18 protein-coding genes and 1 pseudogene are annotated in these 18,648 nt (G+C 36.6%); 8 read left to right on the plus strand and 11 right to left on the minus strand.

Features of this window, described 5'->3' with window-relative positions; genetic code table 11:
* The first annotated feature begins 164 nt into the window (after nucleotides 1-164).
* Entirely contained in the window at nucleotides 165-299 is a 135-nt protein-coding gene (locus CY0110_RS31455) for a hypothetical protein (RefSeq protein ID WP_008277444.1), read from the plus strand.
* A gap of 176 nt (nucleotides 300-475) precedes the next feature.
* On the opposite strand, the gene CY0110_RS31460 is transcribed toward CY0110_RS31455, so the two are convergent.
* The 3 genes from CY0110_RS31460 to CY0110_RS20430 all read right to left on the minus strand — a co-directional run bounded on the left by CY0110_RS31460 (nucleotide 476) and on the right by CY0110_RS20430 (nucleotide 2,804).
* The gene (locus CY0110_RS31460; protein WP_008277445.1) at nucleotides 476-607 is read right to left on the minus strand and encodes a hypothetical protein; all 132 of its coding nucleotides are present in this window, start codon (nucleotides 605-607) and stop codon (nucleotides 476-478) included.
* A 345-nt stretch (nucleotides 608-952) separates the two neighbouring features.
* Complete coding sequence (locus CY0110_RS20425; protein WP_008277446.1) at nucleotides 953-1,822, minus strand: alpha/beta fold hydrolase; 870 nt, start codon at nucleotides 1,820-1,822, stop codon at nucleotides 953-955.
* Nucleotides 1,823-1,910: 88 nt separating this feature from the next.
* Nucleotides 1,911-2,804, minus strand: a complete 894-nt coding sequence (locus CY0110_RS20430) for a sigma-70 family RNA polymerase sigma factor (RefSeq protein ID WP_008277447.1) — start codon at nucleotides 2,802-2,804, stop codon at nucleotides 1,911-1,913.
* Between the two features lie 330 nt (nucleotides 2,805-3,134).
* On the opposite strand from CY0110_RS20430, the gene CY0110_RS20435 reads away from it, so the two are divergent.
* Both CY0110_RS20435 and CY0110_RS20440 read left to right on the plus strand, forming a co-directional pair.
* A complete protein-coding gene (locus CY0110_RS20435; protein WP_008277448.1) occupies nucleotides 3,135-6,047 on the plus strand; it encodes a DEAD/DEAH box helicase in 2,913 nt (970 codons plus the stop codon).
* 160 nt (nucleotides 6,048-6,207) lie between these two features.
* Nucleotides 6,208-7,035 carry a hypothetical protein gene (locus CY0110_RS20440; RefSeq protein ID WP_008277449.1) on the plus strand — a complete coding sequence of 276 codons (828 nt, stop codon included), beginning with the start codon at nucleotides 6,208-6,210 and terminating at the stop codon, nucleotides 7,033-7,035.
* A gap of 13 nt (nucleotides 7,036-7,048) precedes the next feature.
* On the opposite strand, the pseudogene CY0110_RS30060 reads toward CY0110_RS20440, so the two are convergent.
* From CY0110_RS30060 to mtnA, 3 genes and pseudogenes are all read right to left on the minus strand, one after another.
* Nucleotides 7,049-7,215 (minus strand): annotated as a pseudogene (locus CY0110_RS30060) (S-methyl-5-thioribose-1-phosphate isomerase); the annotation flags it as partial.
* Nucleotides 7,216-7,325: 110 nt separating this feature from the next.
* A complete protein-coding gene (locus CY0110_RS20445; RefSeq protein ID WP_008277450.1) occupies nucleotides 7,326-7,898 on the minus strand; it encodes a Uma2 family endonuclease in 573 nt (190 codons plus the stop codon).
* Between the two features lie 28 nt (nucleotides 7,899-7,926).
* A complete protein-coding gene (mtnA, locus tag CY0110_RS20450) occupies nucleotides 7,927-8,979 on the minus strand; it encodes an S-methyl-5-thioribose-1-phosphate isomerase (protein ID WP_008277451.1) in 1,053 nt (350 codons plus the stop codon).
* 507 nt (nucleotides 8,980-9,486) lie between these two features.
* Here mtnA and CY0110_RS20455 point away from each other — a divergent pair.
* From CY0110_RS20455 to CY0110_RS20465, 3 genes are all read left to right on the plus strand, one after another.
* Nucleotides 9,487-9,987, plus strand: a complete 501-nt coding sequence (locus CY0110_RS20455; protein WP_008277453.1) for a hypothetical protein — start codon at nucleotides 9,487-9,489, stop codon at nucleotides 9,985-9,987.
* 224 nt (nucleotides 9,988-10,211) lie between these two features.
* On the plus strand, nucleotides 10,212-11,660 hold the full coding sequence (gene cysS / locus CY0110_RS20460) for a cysteine--tRNA ligase (protein ID WP_008277454.1): 1,449 nt from the start codon (nucleotides 10,212-10,214) through the stop codon (nucleotides 11,658-11,660).
* Nucleotides 11,661-12,030: 370 nt separating this feature from the next.
* Nucleotides 12,031-13,536 carry a peroxidase family protein gene (locus CY0110_RS20465; RefSeq protein ID WP_008277455.1) on the plus strand — a complete coding sequence of 502 codons (1,506 nt, stop codon included), beginning with the start codon at nucleotides 12,031-12,033 and terminating at the stop codon, nucleotides 13,534-13,536.
* Nucleotides 13,537-13,710: 174 nt separating this feature from the next.
* Here the strand turns inward: CY0110_RS20465 and CY0110_RS20470 are convergent, their stop codons facing one another.
* The 5 genes from CY0110_RS20470 to CY0110_RS20490 all read right to left on the minus strand — a co-directional run bounded on the left by CY0110_RS20470 (nucleotide 13,711) and on the right by CY0110_RS20490 (nucleotide 17,605).
* Nucleotides 13,711-14,373 carry a class I SAM-dependent methyltransferase gene (locus tag CY0110_RS20470; RefSeq protein ID WP_008277456.1) on the minus strand — a complete coding sequence of 221 codons (663 nt, stop codon included), beginning with the start codon at nucleotides 14,371-14,373 and terminating at the stop codon, nucleotides 13,711-13,713.
* Nucleotides 14,374-14,392: 19 nt separating this feature from the next.
* On the minus strand, nucleotides 14,393-14,611 hold the full coding sequence (thiS, locus tag CY0110_RS20475) for a sulfur carrier protein ThiS (RefSeq protein ID WP_008277457.1): 219 nt from the start codon (nucleotides 14,609-14,611) through the stop codon (nucleotides 14,393-14,395).
* A gap of 3 nt (nucleotides 14,612-14,614) precedes the next feature.
* Nucleotides 14,615-15,634, minus strand: coding sequence for a thiamine phosphate synthase (locus CY0110_RS20480; RefSeq protein WP_008277458.1), 1,020 nt, complete (start codon nucleotides 15,632-15,634; stop codon nucleotides 14,615-14,617).
* A 93-nt stretch (nucleotides 15,635-15,727) separates the two neighbouring features.
* Nucleotides 15,728-16,900, minus strand: a complete 1,173-nt coding sequence (locus tag CY0110_RS20485) for a transaldolase (RefSeq protein WP_008277459.1) — start codon at nucleotides 16,898-16,900, stop codon at nucleotides 15,728-15,730.
* 318 nt (nucleotides 16,901-17,218) lie between these two features.
* Nucleotides 17,219-17,605, minus strand: coding sequence for a hypothetical protein (locus CY0110_RS20490; RefSeq protein WP_008277460.1), 387 nt, complete (start codon nucleotides 17,603-17,605; stop codon nucleotides 17,219-17,221).
* 113 nt (nucleotides 17,606-17,718) lie between these two features.
* On the opposite strand from CY0110_RS20490, the gene CY0110_RS31050 reads away from it, so the two are divergent.
* Both CY0110_RS31050 and CY0110_RS31055 read left to right on the plus strand, forming a co-directional pair.
* Nucleotides 17,719-18,033 (plus strand): hypothetical protein, encoded by a 315-nt coding sequence (locus tag CY0110_RS31050; RefSeq protein ID WP_008277461.1) that lies wholly within the window; start codon nucleotides 17,719-17,721, stop codon nucleotides 18,031-18,033.
* A 10-nt stretch (nucleotides 18,034-18,043) separates the two neighbouring features.
* Complete coding sequence (locus CY0110_RS31055) at nucleotides 18,044-18,529, plus strand: hypothetical protein (protein WP_008277462.1); 486 nt, start codon at nucleotides 18,044-18,046, stop codon at nucleotides 18,527-18,529.
* Nucleotides 18,530-18,648: the final 119 nt, after the last annotated feature.

Here is an 18,648-nt window from a genome sequence, read left to right on the forward strand (position 1 = left end):
TCACGATCATCCATTCAGCATCTGTTAAATCACTTTTATAGGGTTTTCTTGGCATTCAAATAAAGCAAAAGCGGTTTGATAACTTTATTTCACTATCTTTATTCGTTTTCTAGCGTCTTTTTTATATTTACTTTATGAATGCTCTCTAATAAAAAAATTTATCAATGACTGAAACCAGACTAAGAGAAGTAGTCATCGCTTATAAAGCACTGCTCCCTGTTCTCCTTAATGATGAAACTAAAAAAGGAAAAGGGGTTAAACGTTTCCATCATTCGGTTTCTTATGGCAAAATAACCTAAATAAACTAACCTTCTTTTTGGGGTGAGGATTTTACCTTTTCATAGATATAAACCCATCCATTTACCTTGGGAAAAGTCTAGTTTCATTTCAATCAAATCAGTGACTTATTCATCCTGCTCAACCTTGCTTATATAACGTTTTAATGCTTGGCGAACGTAGCGTAGTCATGGAAACCCTACCCTAACAAGACAAAACGACTCCACAATAATAGAATAATAGCTGCACTGAGTCCAAAAGGTGTGGCTAAAAATTCTACAAAGTCTAGGATAACTAAAAAATATTTTAAAATTGTTAACGAGCTTTCCATGGGTTGACCCCCAAAAATTTAGTAAATGGATATCGTATTTTCAGGATAAGTCCAATTTTCGTCTATAGTTCTAGTTTCTCCCTTGCTTTAGTGTTAGTTCCTCATCCGTTACAAATTTTAACATAAAATTTTAAACTAAGTGTGCCAGACGAAAAAAATTATCTATAAGTTTCCTCAACTCCATACTATAAGCTAGGTTTCTACGATTCCGTATCAATAGATATCATTTAAACATTACAAAAAAATGCTTAAATAAAGTCATAAGACAGAGAAAATTATCATATTAATTTTTAAAAGTGATTAGAAGCTGAATTAATGAATTTCTTTAAATAAGATTTTTCTTTACTAATTAAGGATTGCTTCTGCTGTCAATTGTGCTTTTTCTAAATGGGGAACATGGCCACATTTTGGAATCCAAATTAATTTACTGTTAGGAATCAATGCTTTAAACTTATCGGCATCTTTTGTTCCTAAAATTTTGTCATTCTCTCCCCAGATAATAGTCGTTTCGTGTTGAAGATTAACAAGTTCTTGCTTAAAAGAACCATAACCTCCACTTTTAGTAAACGAAATTAATCCTTGACTCCATCTCTCACAGTTAAGATGTAAAGCAGCACAAAGTTGAGCATCTTTGCTAGCAAAGCTTTTATCATAATAAGCAGATTCACTAATCTTTTGTCTCACTGTAAGATTGCGTAAAAATGCCGTTGATAAATAGTCTAGAGGAGGAAACATAAATTTTCCTATCTTTGGTGGTGCAGCTAAACCAGCACTATCTATTAACACTAATTTTTTAACAGCTTCCGGGTAGGTTAACGTAAAATCAATAGCGGTTGCACCTCCCATAGAAGCACCAACCAAAATAATAGGTTGCTCAATTAAAATTTTCCACGTATAGTATAAATGAGTTTTGATATTCTCAGCACTAAATAATAAGTCACTATTTCTCTTCGTAAAACCAAACCCCAATAAGTCAATTGCCCAAGTTTGATGATGTTGCGATAAAATAGGCAAGAGACGACGATATTCTAATAAAGAACTATCAAACCCATGAATTAGTAATATGGGTGTATTTTCTTCTCCTTTACACACATAACTGGTGGTAATAGATTGACTAGATAAAGGTGTTTGAATATCTTCAAATTGAATAGAATTAACGATATCAAGGGATGTTTTTTCTGTTAATCTTTGGGCTTCAAAGGGAAGGAAAACCATAGGGAATGTCTAGGGAGAAAATAACCTTGATGGATTATATCATATTAATTATTTCTCTCCCTGAAATGACCTTCAGACATTTTAATTCTTAACCCGCTAGTCTTTCAACATGACTACTTTGTTTACGTAAAATTCTTAACGCACGACTATAAATTTGACGGGCTCTTTCATGACTAATACCACATTGTTCACCAATGGCTTTGTAACTTAGTTGTTTACCATCTCGCAAACCAAAACGTAGAATAATCACTTCCTTTTGTCGAGGAGATAAATTCTCTAACATACGGTTAATTTGAGAAATTTTCTCTTGTTGTTTCACAAAATCACTCGGAGAAACTCCCTCTTCATCAGGTAATAATTGCCCTAACTCTGTGTTATTTTCATCGATAACAATATTCAAACTTCGAGACTTTGTTTTGAACGCTGCTTGCTGTAAAAATCGTAATTTATCAACAGTGATATCCATGTTTTCAGCAATCTCTTGCTGAGTGGGTTTTCTACCCAATTTCAAAGTTAACTCTCGGATAGATTTGCGATATTTATTGAGGTTTTCATTAATATGAATGGGTAAACGAATGGTACGACTTTGTTCTGCGATCGCCCTTGTTATTCCTTGTCGTATCCACCAATAGGCATAGGTAGAAAACTTATAACCACGAGAGGGATCAAACTTCTCTACCCCGCGAATTAATCCTAAGCTTCCTTCTTGAATTAAATCTAATAAAGATAGGCCAGAATTTAGGTATTTCTTAGCGATGGATACCACCAGACGTAAATTTGCCTGGATCATTTTATCCCTAGCTCTTTGCCCTATTACGACAATTTTCTTTTCTTCTTTGTTTAACTCTTCTTTTTCTAATAGAGGTAACATTGCCTGAATTTCTTCGGCTAGTTTAATTTCTTCAGCCCCAGAGAGTAAGGGAGTTTTACCAATAGACTGAAGGTAATGACGGACGGTATCAACTTTTTTCTTGGTTGGCATTTTTAGTTAACTCTTAATTATTCGTGTTTACAGGTACAGTGATGGAAATATACGCGGACAATTATCACCTAAATCTCAATCGCAATTTCTTCTTTTCTTAGCACAATGTCACTCAGTATTGATAGGACTTATCTATACTCTAATTGTAAAGGAAAATTAATTTTTTTGCAAGTTATCACCCTGTACTAACTAAAAAATTGTTATCATTAATGTCCCAACTAAATAGTGGAACAGGAAAAAGAGAATAAATTCAACAGTTAGTAATCGGTAGCTTTTTCCTTTAAAATAGAAATAAGGCATAACCTTTGATAGCTTAATGTGTGACTTTGAGTGAAACAATCATTAACCTCTGATGAACTAAATATTCAAGACCTATTCCCTTTTCAACTTGACCGCTTTCAAGTAGAAGCGATTGCAGCGTTAAATAAAGGAAAATCTGTCGTAGTCTGCGCTCCAACTGGTTCAGGAAAGACAGTAATTGGAGAATTTGCCACGTATCGGGCTTTACATTTAAGTAAACGGGTTTTTTATACCACCCCCCTCAAAGCTCTATCAAATCAAAAATTTCGTGACTTCCAGGAAAAATTTGCCACCACAGAAGAAGGAATTGAAGAAGACAAAGTCGGATTAATCACAGGGGATATGGTCATCAATCCCAACGCGGACATTGTAATTATGACCACAGAAATTTTTCGCAATATGCTCTATGAGACCCCCATTGGTCAAGTAGGAACTTCTTTAGAAAACGTGGCCACCGTAATATTAGACGAATGTCATTATATTAGTAATCGCGGACGGGGTACAGTATGGGAAGAATCCATTATTTATTGTCCCCCCACCATTCAATTAGTTGCCCTCTCTGCAACCATCGGCAACCCAGAAGAATTAACGGACTGGATCAATGAAGTACGAAAAACCGCCCCCCACGTTGAGGCAGAAGAAACCGCTATCAGTTTATGTGAACTGATTAATTCCGATTTTCGCCCCGTTCCCCTTCGCTTCTACTTCAGTCAAAAAAACGGCCTCTACCCCCTCCTCAATCAACAACAAACAGCCCTTAACCCTCGTCTCAAACCCAAAGGCAACCGCAAAAAACGCAGACGCATCAAACGGAGTGAATGTCCCACCCCAATGATGGTGGTCACACAACTCTACGAAAAAGACCTCTTACCCGCCATTTACGTCATCTTTAGCCGTCGAGAATGCGATCGCGCTGTACAAAAACTAGAAGGCGTGGTTTTAGTCTCTCCTGAAGAGGCACACGCCCTACAATATAATCTCCTCACCTTCTTTTTAGCCGAAAACCCCAACCTACAAGAAACCCTCCTCAAAGCAGTCGCCACAGAAAATCCCCCATTACACGACCCCTTAAAAGATTTTCTCAACACCCTTTCAGCCCAGTCCCGTTTATTTCCTTATCTAGCAGAAGATGAAGACAGTAAAATACACTTATTTGGGATTTTAGCCGATCTCTGCCAGTTAGTCAGAGGCGAACAACTTGAACCCCTAACCAGAGGCATTGCAGCCCACCATGCAGGGATTTTACCCCTATGGAAAGAATTAGTCGAACAACTCTTTGAAGTTGGGTTAGTTAAAGTGGTCTTTGCCACCGCTACCCTGTCGGCCGGCATCAATATGCCAGCCCGAACTACCGTAATCTCAGCCCTGTCCAAACGAAACGACACTGGACACAGTATGTTAACTCCCTCAGAATTCCTGCAAATTGCCGGTCGGGCAGGACGAAGAGGCATGGATGAGGTAGGTCACGTCGTCGCCATTCAAACCCCCTTTGAAGGGGCAACAGAGGCCGCCTACTTAGCCACCGCAGAGTCAGAACCCCTCAGAAGTTGTTTTACCCCCTCCTATGGCATGGTGTTAAACCTTCTACAAAAACACACCATCAAAGAAGCGAAAGACCTTCTAGAAAGAAGTTTCGCCGAATATTTAGCTCAATTAAAACTAGAACCCGAACAACAAGCGATCGCTAATTTAAGTACAGAATTAGCTAAACTCGACATCGAATTAGGAGGACTACAAGAAAAAGATATCATAGAATACGAAAAATTAAACGCTCGTTTAAAAGAAGAAAAAAGACTCCTCAAGATTCTTGAAGATCAAGCAGAAGAAAAGCGCAAAAAAGAAATTTCAGGTCAGCTAGGTCAGTTAAATATAGGAGACTTAGTTTATTTAAAAGGCAAACGCTTAAGAACCTCAACTCCTCAATTAGCGGTTATTGTAGCGATGGTTCCGGGATCAGGACAAAGTTTTGACTTGCTTTGTTTAGGAGATAATAACTACTGGTATTTAGTAAAACGAGGGGATATTGTTGATTTTTATGGAGCTTCTTTACCCCTGTCTCTCATTGATCCTTTAGTCTTACCTGACTTAAGAAGATTATCCCTAGGAAGAGGGCCAAAAGGAGATGAAACCTCCAAAGAAATTACCAAACAAATTAGTGATCGCGCCTTTGGAAGAATTACTCCCCCAGAAGTCATAGAACAACAAAAACGAATTGATCAAGTCCAAGACTTATTAAACAATCATCCTCTCACTAAAGGTAGAGATTTTAAACGGTTATTGAAGTCCCATCATCGACGCTTAGAATTACGCGAACAACTCCATAACCGACAAATTAAATTTCAAAAATTACAATCCAATCAATCTTATTATTGGCAAGAATTTCTGAATTTAATTGAGATTTTACGAGAATTTAATGCCCTAGATCATTACACTCCTACCAACCTCGGCAAAGCAGCTGCAACTATGCGCGGAGAAAATGAGTTATGGTTAGGATTAGTCTTTATGTCAGGAATTTTAAATCATTTAGAACCCCATCAATTAGCGGCCGCCGTCAGTGCCATTATTACCGAAACCCTAAGGCCCGATACTTGGACTAATTATTTACCCTCTCCAGAAGTCTTAAAGTTATTTAGAGAGTCCCCAGAACAAGGGGTAAGCATTGGCGAAATGCGTCGTTTATTGAACCAAACCCAACGACGTTATCAAATTACCATTCCTGTTTGGTTAGAGTTAGAATTAATTGGCTTAGTCGAACAATGGGCGTTAGGAGGAGACTGGCAAGAACTGTGTGAAAATACCAGTTTAGACGAAGGAGATTTAGTCCGTTTGCTAAGGCGTACTATTGATCTACTTTGGCAAATTCCCCAAACTCCTGGCATCTCTAATTATTTGGCCGGCACTGCTAAAGAAGCGATCGTTTTATTAAAACGATTTCCTATTTAATATAAGTTTAATATAAGAAAATTTATGTCTAAAGTTGATTGTTTTCTCCTCACAAAACTAATTCTCTAGATAGATATAATGTAATCGAAAAATTATTATATTAAAACACAGAATAATCAAAAATCACGCAATTTTTGCTATTGAACAGGAAAAAAATTATATGTTTAAACAAAATTATCATAGTTTTCAATGGACAAGAAAAACTGCAGCTTGTCTAGGTGCGATCGCTTTGTCTTCTTCTATAATGGTTGTGTCTGGATGTACTCAACCCGAAACCACCGCACCCAATAATGTGACAAGCGAAGCAGTTGTAGAAGAAACTGAACAACTGATCGGACAAACGGTTACTATCAGAAGTGAAATAGAAGAAAAACTCGGAAATGAGGGTTATGTAGTCGAGTCTAATGAGTTTTTTGGTGGAGAAGAAATTTTAATTATTGATGCCACTGGTACACCAATGAGTCTCTCTGAGGCAGAAGATGTTCCCATACAAGTCACTGGAGAAGTAGCACAATTTGTCATTGCTGATATTGAGAGAGAGTATGGTATTGGCTTAGATCCTAATCTTTATGCTGAGTATGAACAGCAACCTGCTATTATTGCCCAGTCTATCGCATTAGCCCCTGATCCTGAAGAGTTGGCAGAGAACCCAGAAGCTTATTACAATCGAGTTGTTGCCGTAGAAGCCGAAGTAGCTGAGGTTTATTCTCCTAGTGCTTATACGGTAGGAGAAGAAGGTTGGTTTAGCGATGGTGAACTATTAGTGGTTGGTGTTACGCCAAACTCTGAACTGATGACTGAAAATGAGCCAGAAGACCGATATGTTACTGTAACTGGTGTGTTGCGCCCTTATATTACCAGTGAATTTGAGCGAGATTACGACTTGACCTGGGATTTAGATTTACAACAAGAAATAGAAGCAGAATTTCAAGAAAAACCTGTCTTAGTTGCTAGTGATGTTTATCCTTCAGCCAAAGAAGAATACTAATGTCATATTATTTTTAGGGATTTAAGGTTCTTTCTTCTGTAATAATCCCTGTAATTAAATGAGCAGGAGTAACATCGAAGGCGAGGTTATAATAATCGTCGTTCCGATTTGATAAAGTTCGGAGGGATCTCGTTCTTCGATGGGAATTCAATCTCCTGCTTCTAAACTAAAATCTACCGTTTTGGTTAGAGTTAGAATTTTTTTTTACCATTTTTAGTTAAAGTTTTCAAACCGGAAAAAGTACATTAATCAAAATATTTAGAATAGGATAAAGTACACTCATTATAGTGCTACATAAAAAAAGGCTTTAAAACAAAGGAAATATTAGTAAAATGAGGAATATTAATAATGTCATCAGGTAAATAAATTTGTTGCGATCGATAATTATATTTTCCCTTTGATAGTTGATAAGGTTGAGTATAGGTTTCTAGTTGTTTATCTCTGAGGTTAACTATCCAAAAGTCCATAATTCCGGCTTCAGCATAAAGTGGTAATTTAACATCTCGATCAAATATTAAAGTAGAATCTGCAATTTCGATTAGTAATAAAATCTCAGACGGAAAAGGATGAGATGATAAATAATTATCTTCTCTCTTTTGAGCAATAACAACATCTGGTTCTGGTTCGCTATTAGGAGGAATAAGAATGGGTTCTTGTCCCCTAACAACGGCTTTATCTTTCAGTAAAACATATAATTCTCCAAATAATAAGGAATTACAAACCGAATGAGCAGTTCTTTTCGGTGACATCGTAATAATATCCCCTCGAATTAATTCTAAACGTTCATCCGCCGTGAAAAATCCTAATTCAATGAGACGGTGATATTCTTCAATTGTGAATTGTTTGCGAGTTGTTATTATCATTGTTATAAGTCAAATTATTTTTTGTTTTCTAATGATAAGATAAATCTGATTTTAAAGTGATCAACTCTTCAGGTTTGACTGTTTTTTGTTCAGTAATAATTCCTGTAATTAAATGAGCTGGAGTGACATCAAAAGCAGGGTTATAATAGTCAACTCCATCGGGATAAATAATCGTCGTTCCAATTTGATAAAGTTCCGAAGGATCTCGTTCTTCGATGGGAATTAAATCTCCTGTTTCTAAATTAAAATCTACCGTAGAAAGGGGCGCAGCAACATAAAAAGGAACGTTGTGCATTTTGGCAATAACGGCTAATCCATAAGTGCCTATTTTATTAGCAGTATCTCCATTAGCAGCGATCCTATCAGCTCCCACAACTACCATATCAATTAGTCTTTTTTGCATACAATGGGCTGCCATATTATCGCTAATTACAGTAACAGGAATTTTTTCTTGAACACATTCCCAAGCCGTTAATTTTGCCCCTTGTAAACGAGGTCTAGTTTCATCAGCAAACACCCTTTTTAATCTTCCCTCTGTCCATGCAGCACGAATAACTCCCAATGCTGTACCATAACCTGCTGTCGCTAATGCCCCTGCGTTACAATGAGTTAATATTGTTAATTTTTCTGTTTTTTTTGGTAATATTGATAAACTATTTTGACCGATCGCTTGACAAGTTTTTACATCTTCTTCTTGAATTTGTTGCGCTGTTTGTAATAAAATTTGTTTAATTTCTTCTACCGTACCAATGCTTTCATAAGCTGTTTTTAACATTCGAGAAATTGCCCAAAAAAGATTAACCGCAGTGGGACGAGTTTGACGTAATATTTCAGCCACTTTTTCTAACTGTTTCAAGAAGATTTCTCTCTCTTTTGTTTGAATATCTCTTGCCCCTAAATACATACCATAAGCTGCTGCGACTCCAATGGCAGGCGCACCTCGAACAATCATAGTTTTAATCGCTTTTGCCATGTCTTCATAGCGACTAATTTCTACTAAAGTGTATCGACTGGGTAAAGCAGTTTGATCGATCAATAAAACTTTATTATTAGACCAAACAACGGGATAAATTGTATTCATAATAGTAGCTAGAATTAATCATTAATCTCTATCAGTTATTTTGTCATATTTTAGTATTTTTGGAAAGTTACTCTAATTCATTATTTTAATTTTTAACTCTATTTAAACTGACTCGTTATTTATCTCTATTTTTTGTGATTGATTGTTACACAAAGAAAAATTTTTTATTGTTGGCAGATTTCCCCATGTTGATGGTTATTTTCCACAGCTTTTTCAACAATACACAAAATCATTGATTCTTGTTCAAAGGATTTTAAAATCATAGGTTCAGTTATTTTCCCTATTAAAATATTAATCAACTTGGGGAAAATAAACGCTATTTTGTCCTTAATTTTACAAAATCAACCTCTTGATTTTTATGTTACAATGAGCTAAAGTAGTAAGTCCTAAAACAATAAAAATGTCTAGAAACAGATTCACGGCCTTTAAGCCAGTCAAAAAACTTAAGAAAGCATAAGTTCTTTTCTTATCTTGTGCAAAATCATTAAATTGTAAAGATTATCAGGAATGAGTAACTCTATAAATTCTCTCGAAAGATTCAAAAGTAACAGACAAAAAAGAAATCGAAATAATATTATTAATAAAACAGTTAAAACCAGAAGCAAAAATAAACAAAAAATAAGTGTTATTGATGAAATTAGGGAGCGTCGTCCAGTGCCTAATCCTTGGCGAGTGGGAGAAGTTGCCCAAATTGTTGTGAAAAAAAATCCTGATCTTAAAGGAAGAAGCGGTCAATGGTGTATTATTGAAGAAGTTTTAAATTTCTCCTGTTTAGTAAAAACTTGGGACGGAACTATTCAAGTTAAGATTGAGAACTTAAAAGATGTTTATTATTCATCGAAACAACAACAAGAAATGAAAAAAATAAGCGATCGCCTTGAACAAATTACTCAAAATCAATTAGAAGATTCTATCAAAAAGTTTTTAGAAGGATTAGGACAAATTGATCGTCCCTTTTTAACTGCCCTCGAAGATAAAATCTTAACGGTACTAGAAACAGAAAGTTAAAACAGTGTTTAGTTATTAGTTATCAGTGGGGTATTCTGAATTTTATTTTATCAATTCTCAAAATATTGTTACGATAATCAAGAAACTGTTAAGTGATCGCCTAAGATACAAAAAAGACGACCGTTATGCAACCTTATTGTAGGCAGTAATCAGTAATAATAAAAAACTGATACTTCGACAAACTCAGTAAAAGTGACTGACAAATGATAACTGATAACTGAATTATGACATTAACTGTATACAACACCTTAACTCGCAAAAAAGAACCCTTTACTACTATAGAAGAAGGCAAAGTAAAGATGTATTGCTGTGGTATTACGGTGTACGATTATTGTCATTTAGGTCATGCGAGAACTTGTATTATTTGGGATGTAGTACGACGTTATTTACAATGGCATGGCTATAATGTCACCTATATTCAGAACTTTACCGATATTGACGATAAAATACTAAACCGCGCTAGAAAAGAAAAGACAACCATGGAAGCCGTTTCAGAACGGTTTATCGAGGCGTATTTTGAAGATATGGAACGCCTGGGAGTGCAAAAAGCAGACGCTTACCCTCGCGCGACTCACACCCTCAATGGTATTCAACGGTTAGTCTCAGAGTTAGAAGCTAAGGGATATGCTTATGCTTCAAACGGTGATGTTTATTACAATGTGCATCAGTTTAAACCTTATGGTAAACTCTCTGGTCGTAAATTAGAAGACTTACAAGCAGGGGCTAGTGGTAGAGTAAATTTAGAAGATTCTGAAGCCAGTAAGAAAAAAGATCCGGCCGATTTTGCCGTGTGGAAATCTGCTAAACCAGGAGAACCCGCTTGGGACTCTCCTTGGGGAAAAGGTCGGCCAGGATGGCATATTGAATGTTCTGCTATGGTACGAGAGAGACTGGGAGAAACGATTGATATTCATGTCGGTGGCAGCGACTTGATTTTTCCTCATCACGAAAATGAGATAGCCCAGTCAGAAGCAGCAACCGGTCAACCTTTAGCCAGATATTGGTTACATAATGGCATGGTTAAGGTGGGTGGGGAAAAAATGTCGAAGTCTTTGGGGAATTTTACAACGATTCGGGAATTATTAGAGAAAATTGACCCCATGGCCGTGAGATTATTTATTTTACAGGCACATTATCGTAAACCCGTCGATTTTACCGATGAAGCCCTTGCAGCAGCTACTAATGGCTGGCAGACGTTATCAGAAGGGTTATTATTTGGCTTTCAACATGGCACGACGTTAGGCTTTAAGGGAGATATGCTTGAGTTATTACCTAAGTTTGTAAAACGGTTTAATAATGCAGTTGACGATGATTTTAACTTTGCTGGTGGGTTAGCCGTTTTGTTTGAAATAGCTAAAGAATTACGCAAAGAAGGTAATTTATTAGTGCATCAAGGCAATACAGAAACTAACTCAGAAATTTTAGAAAAACAATGGTACACTTTAAGAACTTTAGCTAGTGTTTTGGGGTTAGAAGCTGATAGAAATCAATTGCAATCTGAACCGAGTGACGGATTAAATGATACAGCAATTGAAACATTAATTGAACAACGAAAAGAAGCCAGGAAAAATAAGAACTTTGCCGAAAGCGATCGCATTCGAGATGAATTAAAAGAACAAGGTATTATCTTGGTGGATCAACCTGGAGGTCTTACCAGTTGGCATCGGGGATAAAACTCCTTAACGTTATTGAATTAAGTTCTCCAAGTAATAGCTTAAAGACGTTATAAAACAAAATGAAAGAGTATCTAGAAAATGGTACAAAATTAGGCTAGCTAATTAATCTCTAGGATAAATAAGTTAAAGTTTATCAACAAGGTAAAGAGATAACAATATTAGATAATCCGATAACTTTATCAGGAGAAAACCTATTACCTGATTTTGTAATAAATTTAGAAACAATTTGGTAAAACTAAATTATAATTATTGTATTGAGATATAGGACAGTTTATCCTGATAAATCATCCCTAATTGCTATATTTAATGTAGCTTGAAAATAGAATCAATCAATGCACCGAATCGTTTTTAATGGAGTATCAAGACAATGGGACATGGAACTGTTGGCACTTGTGCTAAAACCCCTGAAGGAAGAGCGAATGAATCCCCTTTTTCTCGTTTATTTCTCAAAGAAGAACACGAATATAACGCTCATGGAATTTCTTTGTTATCGGGTGCTTTAGGACCGATGCAAGAAGGTTCTCCCAGTGGCACTAAACCAGGCATTAAAGCAGGTTTTACCTTCTTAGGCCAATTTATTGATCATGATTTAACAGAGTTTCGGGTAGTAGATGAAGCTCTACGAATTGTAGAACGAAATCCTACCATTGGGGTCAGACAAACGGTGGCTCCCGAAGAAAATCCGACCACGGCGAACGGCAGAACGGGAAAACTTGATCTTGACTCGGTTTATGGACTCTTCGGAACCGATAACCCAGCTCTATTTGATAATGGCGGATTTTTTATTTTAGGATCAGAGTCCCGTCGCAATGGTCAAGGACCTCGTGATATCAGTCGTAATGTGGACTTTGCAGATGGTCGTTTGATTAGTGATCCTCGCAATGATGAAAATAAAGTGATTGTGCAGTTGCATATTCTCTTCATGCGTCTTCACAATAAAATTCATCGTGCTAAAGTCGGTAATCATCCTTTAGGGAGTGATGGCTTTCAAGATACGAAACAAAAGGTACAACAAGCTTATCGACGTATTGTTTTATGTGATTATCTGCCTCGCATTGTCAAAGCAGATGTGATTACTAATGTGATTAATAGTCTCAGAAATGGAACCAGTTTCTATCAACAAATGAATCGTCGGGTTAATCAAGCGATTGAATCAGAAGAACCCGTGATTGCTATGCCAGTTGAATTTTCCCATGCTGCGTTTCGTTTAGGCCATAGTCAACTCCGCGATCGCTATTTGATCCAACCTGATGTTTCTATCCGTTTGTTTGAAACCTTCCCACAACAACCCACCGACTTAGATGGTGATTTACGAGGAGGACAAGCCATTACAGAAGATAATGAAATTGATTGGACTCTATTTTTTGGGACAGATGGCAATGATGGTTTACCCTTAGATACTTTCTTACCAGCTTCTGTTTTCCGTTTACCTCGTCCGGCTGTTTCTGAACCTCCTATCTCTTTAGCAGAACGAAATATCTTACGGGGAATTGATTTTGGTTTACCCAGTGGCCAAGAAGTGGCAGTGGCTTTGCGATCGGTTTATGGCAACATTCCCATAGTCCCTGGGAATCAATTGGGTATTCCTGATGATGTTCTCGTCATTGAACCTAGTTTAGAAATTTTGACCCCGTTATGGTATTACATTTTACGAGAGGCACAAGAACTTAATCCGAGTGAACCCCAACTAGGAGATGTGGGCGGTTATATTGTCGCAGAAACTATTTTAGGGTCCATGGTTGCCTCTGGGTTCGATATTGGAACAGTGTGTGAACCCCGTGATCAACCTCGTGCCATTAATGACGTAAATCAGATCAATTCTGTGGTTGATTTATTGGTGTATTTAGGGGAAATAGATGGTCCCTTTGAATGACTTACTTGGTTACGAAAATGGTTTCGGTTTTGGAATCAAAAAAATTAGTTTGCAGATTAGTTTACGGAGGCGTAATGTATGAATATTGCGTCTTTTTTCTTTTTAGCGATAGGTGATAACATGACCAAAGAACAATATGAAGAATATTAGTAAGCGATCGCTAAGTAATTAAACCTATTTTTTAAAAGCTAATGTTAAACCATCTGCAATAGGAACTAAACTTAAAGCAATTCTAGGATCTTGATGCAGTTTTTTGTTAAAAGTGCGTATTTTTTGGGTACGATTATCTTGAATTTCAGGATTAGCCACTTTTCCTCCCCATAATACGTTGTCAATGATAATTAATCCACCTGGTTTAACTAACCATAATGCTTTTTCATAATAATTATTATAATTACTTTTATCTGCATCAATAAAGGCAAAATCAAAGGTATTATTTTCTCCTTTAGCTATTAATTGATCTAACGTTTCTAAAGCCGGGGCAAGATGCAAATTAATTTTATGATCAACCTGTGCTTTTTTCCAAAATTGTCGCGCTATTTTTGTGACTTCTTCATCAACATCACAGGCAATTACTTGACCATCGGATGGTAATGCTAAGGCAACCACTAAGGAACTATATCCCGTAAAAACACCAATATCTAGTGTCTTTTTTGCTCTCATTAACTGCACTAATAAAGCCATAAACTGACCTTGTTCTGGTGCAATTTGCATTCTGGCCATGGGATGCTTTTTAGTTTCTTCTCGTAACTCTTTTAATACCTCTGCTTCTCTGACAGAAACTTCTTGAAAGTATTGATATAAGTCTGGATGTAATCCTAAAGTTTGATTAGCCATTTTAAAATTTATTGATTATCTAACCACCACCGACAATGGTAACAATCTCTAAGCGATCGCCTGTTTTTAAGGTAGTATTTTCCCAATGTTGTCGATGCAAAATTTCTCCATTATATTCTACTGCCACTAAGCGAGGATTGAGTCCCATTTCTTCTAAAAATTGAGGTAAATTATGTCCTGATAAACAAGTTTTTTCTTCCCCATTTACTTGTAATTTTACAGTTTCTGTGCTATTCATTGATTATTTTACTGTTAATTTTTTCAATAATTCTTGTGTTGCTATTTTTGGATTAGCTGCTTCCATAATAGCACGAACAAGAGCCACTTGTGTGCCACCAGATGCCATCACCTCAGTAACATTATTGTCATCAATTCCACCAATAGCAAACCAAGGAATCGGAGACGTTTCAGCTGCATATTTCACATAATCTAAACCGGCTGCTTTTTTATCGGGTTTGGTGGGGGTTGCATACACCGGACCAACTCCAATATAATCAGGTTTTTCTGCGATCGCTTTTTCCATTTCTTGGGGATTTGTAGTCGAACATCCGATGATTTTATTCGGTCCTAATATACGTCTTGCTAGGGCGATCGGGATGTCTTGTTGTCCTAAATGAATCCCATCTGCATCAACGCCTAAAGCGATATCAACCCGATCATTAACGATAAACAAAGCGTCATATTTATGACATAATTCACATAATTTTTGAGCCATATTGAAGCGCATAATATCATCTATCTTTTTCTCCCGATATTGAACTAAAGTTAATCCTCCTTGTAAAGCAGATTCTACAATTGCTAATAAATTTTCTGTTGAAGAGGTGACTAAATATAAAGAAGCTCGTTTTAACTTTTGATAACGATCAGTTTGTAATAATTCACTTTCTAAAGTATAGACTTGATAACGAATTTTTTTACAAGCACTTCCCATTTTAGGATCATAAAGCTTGCCATATTCTTCTAATACTCTCAATGCCTCTTGAACTCGGCATAAATTAGCTTGTAAAAGTTGATTTATTGATTCTCTTTTTTCTTCTTGAGGATGGGATAATTGGACTCCTGGATCATTAGGCGTATCCCTAGACATTCGTAATTCTGATGTATGCCAATGGGCAATTTCTTGACGCATTTGTTTACAATTTTCTGCCCAATTACTATTTTCTAATCCTAACCGACACCATTCTTCAACGACTCTTAAACCTTCCCTTGCTCGATCTAAATTAGCATCCAAAATACGAGAAATTGCTAAATTTTTATCCATGTTTTCTTAATAGTATCTTTATGTTATTCTCACGGGAGAAAGGTGCGTTACAAAGTATCGCACCTTCTATGAATTAGAAGCAAAAATAAGAGATTAAGCTTCAACTAAACGAATGGCTGCCCCTAAACCAGCGGCCATTTCTTCAGGGGTAATTTTACCATCATGATTAACATCAATAGCATCAAAAACCACATCGGTTCCCGCCCATTCTTCACGGGTAATAAAGCCGTCTCCATCTAAATCATAGACACGGAAAATATCGGCAGCAGCATTATTAACTTTGGTTTCTCCTTCGATGCGAGTTAAACGTTCTTTGAGCATTTCTTCGAGGGTTTCTAAAGCTTTAGTAAACCCATTGATGCCTTCATCCAGCTTGTCATAAGCCATTTTATCCTCTTGGTGCATCTTATCAAAAGTTGCTTTATCCATAGCAATTTTTTCGATGTCCATTTTAGCAGCAGCTTCAGGATCAAGCTTACGAGGTAAAGTTTCTTCAGTGGAATTTAACTGATCTAATAACTTGGGAGAAATCGTTAATAAATCACTGCCAGCTAACTCACAAATCTCTCCAATATTTCGGAAACTTGCTCCCATAACTTCGGTTTTGTAACCGAATTTTTTGTAATAGTTGTAAATACTGGTAACGGAGATTACACCAGGATCTTCTGCAGAGGCATATTCTTTGCCTGTTTCTTTCTTGTACCAGTCTAAAATACGACCCACAAAAGGAGAAATTAAAGTAACATTAGCCTCTGCACAAGCAATAGCTTGGTGCATTCCAAAGAGTAAGGTTAAGTTACAGTGAATCCCTTCTTTTTCTAAGATTTCGGCTGCTTTAATGCCTTCCCAAGTTGAAGCAATTTTAATTAAAATGCGATCGCGAGAAACGCCAGCTTTTTCGTACTCAGAAATTAGATAACGGGCTTTTTCTAAGGTTCCTTCTGTATCATAGGATAAACGAGCATCCACCTCCGTTGAAACTCGGCCAGGAATAATTTCAAGGATTTTTAAGCCAAAGGCTACCGCTAAACGATCAAACGCTAAAGTCACCACATCCGACTCATCAACATCTTTTCCTAACTCTTTTCTAGCGGTTTTGAGGGTATCATCCACAATCGATTGATATTGTGGCATTTGGGCTGCTGCAGTTATTAAAGAAGGATTGGTTGTAGCATCACGGGGGGTAAAGGTTTCAATGGCTTGAATATCCCCTGTATCAGCAACAACAATGGTAAATTCTCTCAATTGTTCTAATAATGTTGCCATATTTGCTCCTTACGATAAAGGTAAAAATTCCAAAATTTAAGCAGATAACTTAAGCTTCATCAACCCTGATCATGCTATCCTTTTAACCTTATCAGTGACTGCTTATTTGTATGAATAATTTCAGGAATTCCTAATAATTTAAGCTTCTTTTTTTTTAATTAGTTATCAGAATTTAAGTTTTGCCGAATCAAGTATAATGTTGACTCAAATTATAAAGAGTATGCCAAAGTTTTCTAGACAAAAGTCAACCCCTGGCATACTCTCAAACAGCAAATCTAACTAGAAAAATAGCAAAAACCAATATAATTGGGTAATTTTTTATGATTCTATTCTTACCGTTTGACCCGTTTGATCAGTACGATAAATCCAAGTCGTGTCCCCATCAGTTACAGTAACACGCCATCCCTCTACTAATGCTTGAGTACACATTTCATCTGGTTTGGCTAATCCTAAACAACCATCCGGCCAAGTCTGAGACTCAGTTTGTTGTACCTGTAAATCATCAGCGTTAACTGTATTGTTTTTAGTGATATCATTAAAGACAGCATCGATCACTGCTTGAGGTGCTTCGGTGTTACTATTCATGGTTTCTTGACTAATATTAGGTTCAGAACTGGGTTGAGTTACATTGGCGTTGTTTGAAGACTGACATCCCCAAACACTAATAAGAATAACTAAACAACAACAAAGACAAAACTTTCTCATTCAATTCTCCATCAAAGCTTAGGTCTAAAAAAATTTTCCTCACCAGAAGCATAATTTTCCTACACTTTTGGGAATTCTTAAAATATACAAGACAACATCCCCAATCATCATATATGTCTTCTCCATGGTTTTCTCATCCACCACTCTTTGCACAAACCACAGAAGTTCCTTCTAACTCTTCTGTGACTACTCCTGCTGGTTCTTCTGGTTCCAGTGGACAATTTTGGATGATTAGTACCATTGGCCTTTTAGTCATCCTAGCGGTTTTCGTTGCTTACGGTCAATGGCAACTTAGACAAACAACAAAAGCTTTAAATTTTGAAAAGTTTAAAAGTCAGGATCTCAAGAAAAAGTTAAAATTAGCCCTCGTCACTATCAGAAAAATGGAAGCGATCCGGATCTTGTCTATGCTAGGGAATTTAACTTAGATTATTTACGATGCGCATGGATGAAGAGGTATTTCACTATGTCATCGTTAATCAAATTAAGATGAAGGTAACTCAATTAATTGGTGCGATTTTGCGTCCTAGTACGGATAAAGTACAAGCAGGAGTGATTGCAGGAGGACGCAATATTGATGAAAGTTTTGATGTAACCTACGAAGTAGAAACCCAAGAAGGACAGTGGAATAAAGGAGTTTTATTTCGTATTGCTATTAGATTGATGAAATTGCCCACTCAGTCAAGTGCCTCAACTGTGAGTCAAATTATTGAATGTATCGAAAACTTTTTATCTCCCATGAACACCAATGAAAATTGGCAACCAGCCATTCAAGGACAAATAGTGTTAATTAGTTGGGACCAAAAAGCGAAACCAACCCCTTTAATGGTTATAGAACAATCAGAAGAAGGTCTTAATCTTGCTCAGAAACGTCCTTTATCCTCTCATCATAGTTCGTCTTTGTCTACATCGGAGAGTGAATAATAGTGATTTTAAAAATAAGATTTGCTGATTATAATCATCTTAAGGAGGACTCTACAAAATTAGAGTTGATATTGTCTTCTACCAAATGTCATACTTAGATTTATAATAATCATAATTTT

This window comes from Crocosphaera chwakensis CCY0110 (genome assembly GCF_000169335.1).
GTDB classification, from domain to species: Bacteria; Cyanobacteriota; Cyanobacteriia; order Cyanobacteriales; family Microcystaceae; genus Crocosphaera; species Crocosphaera chwakensis.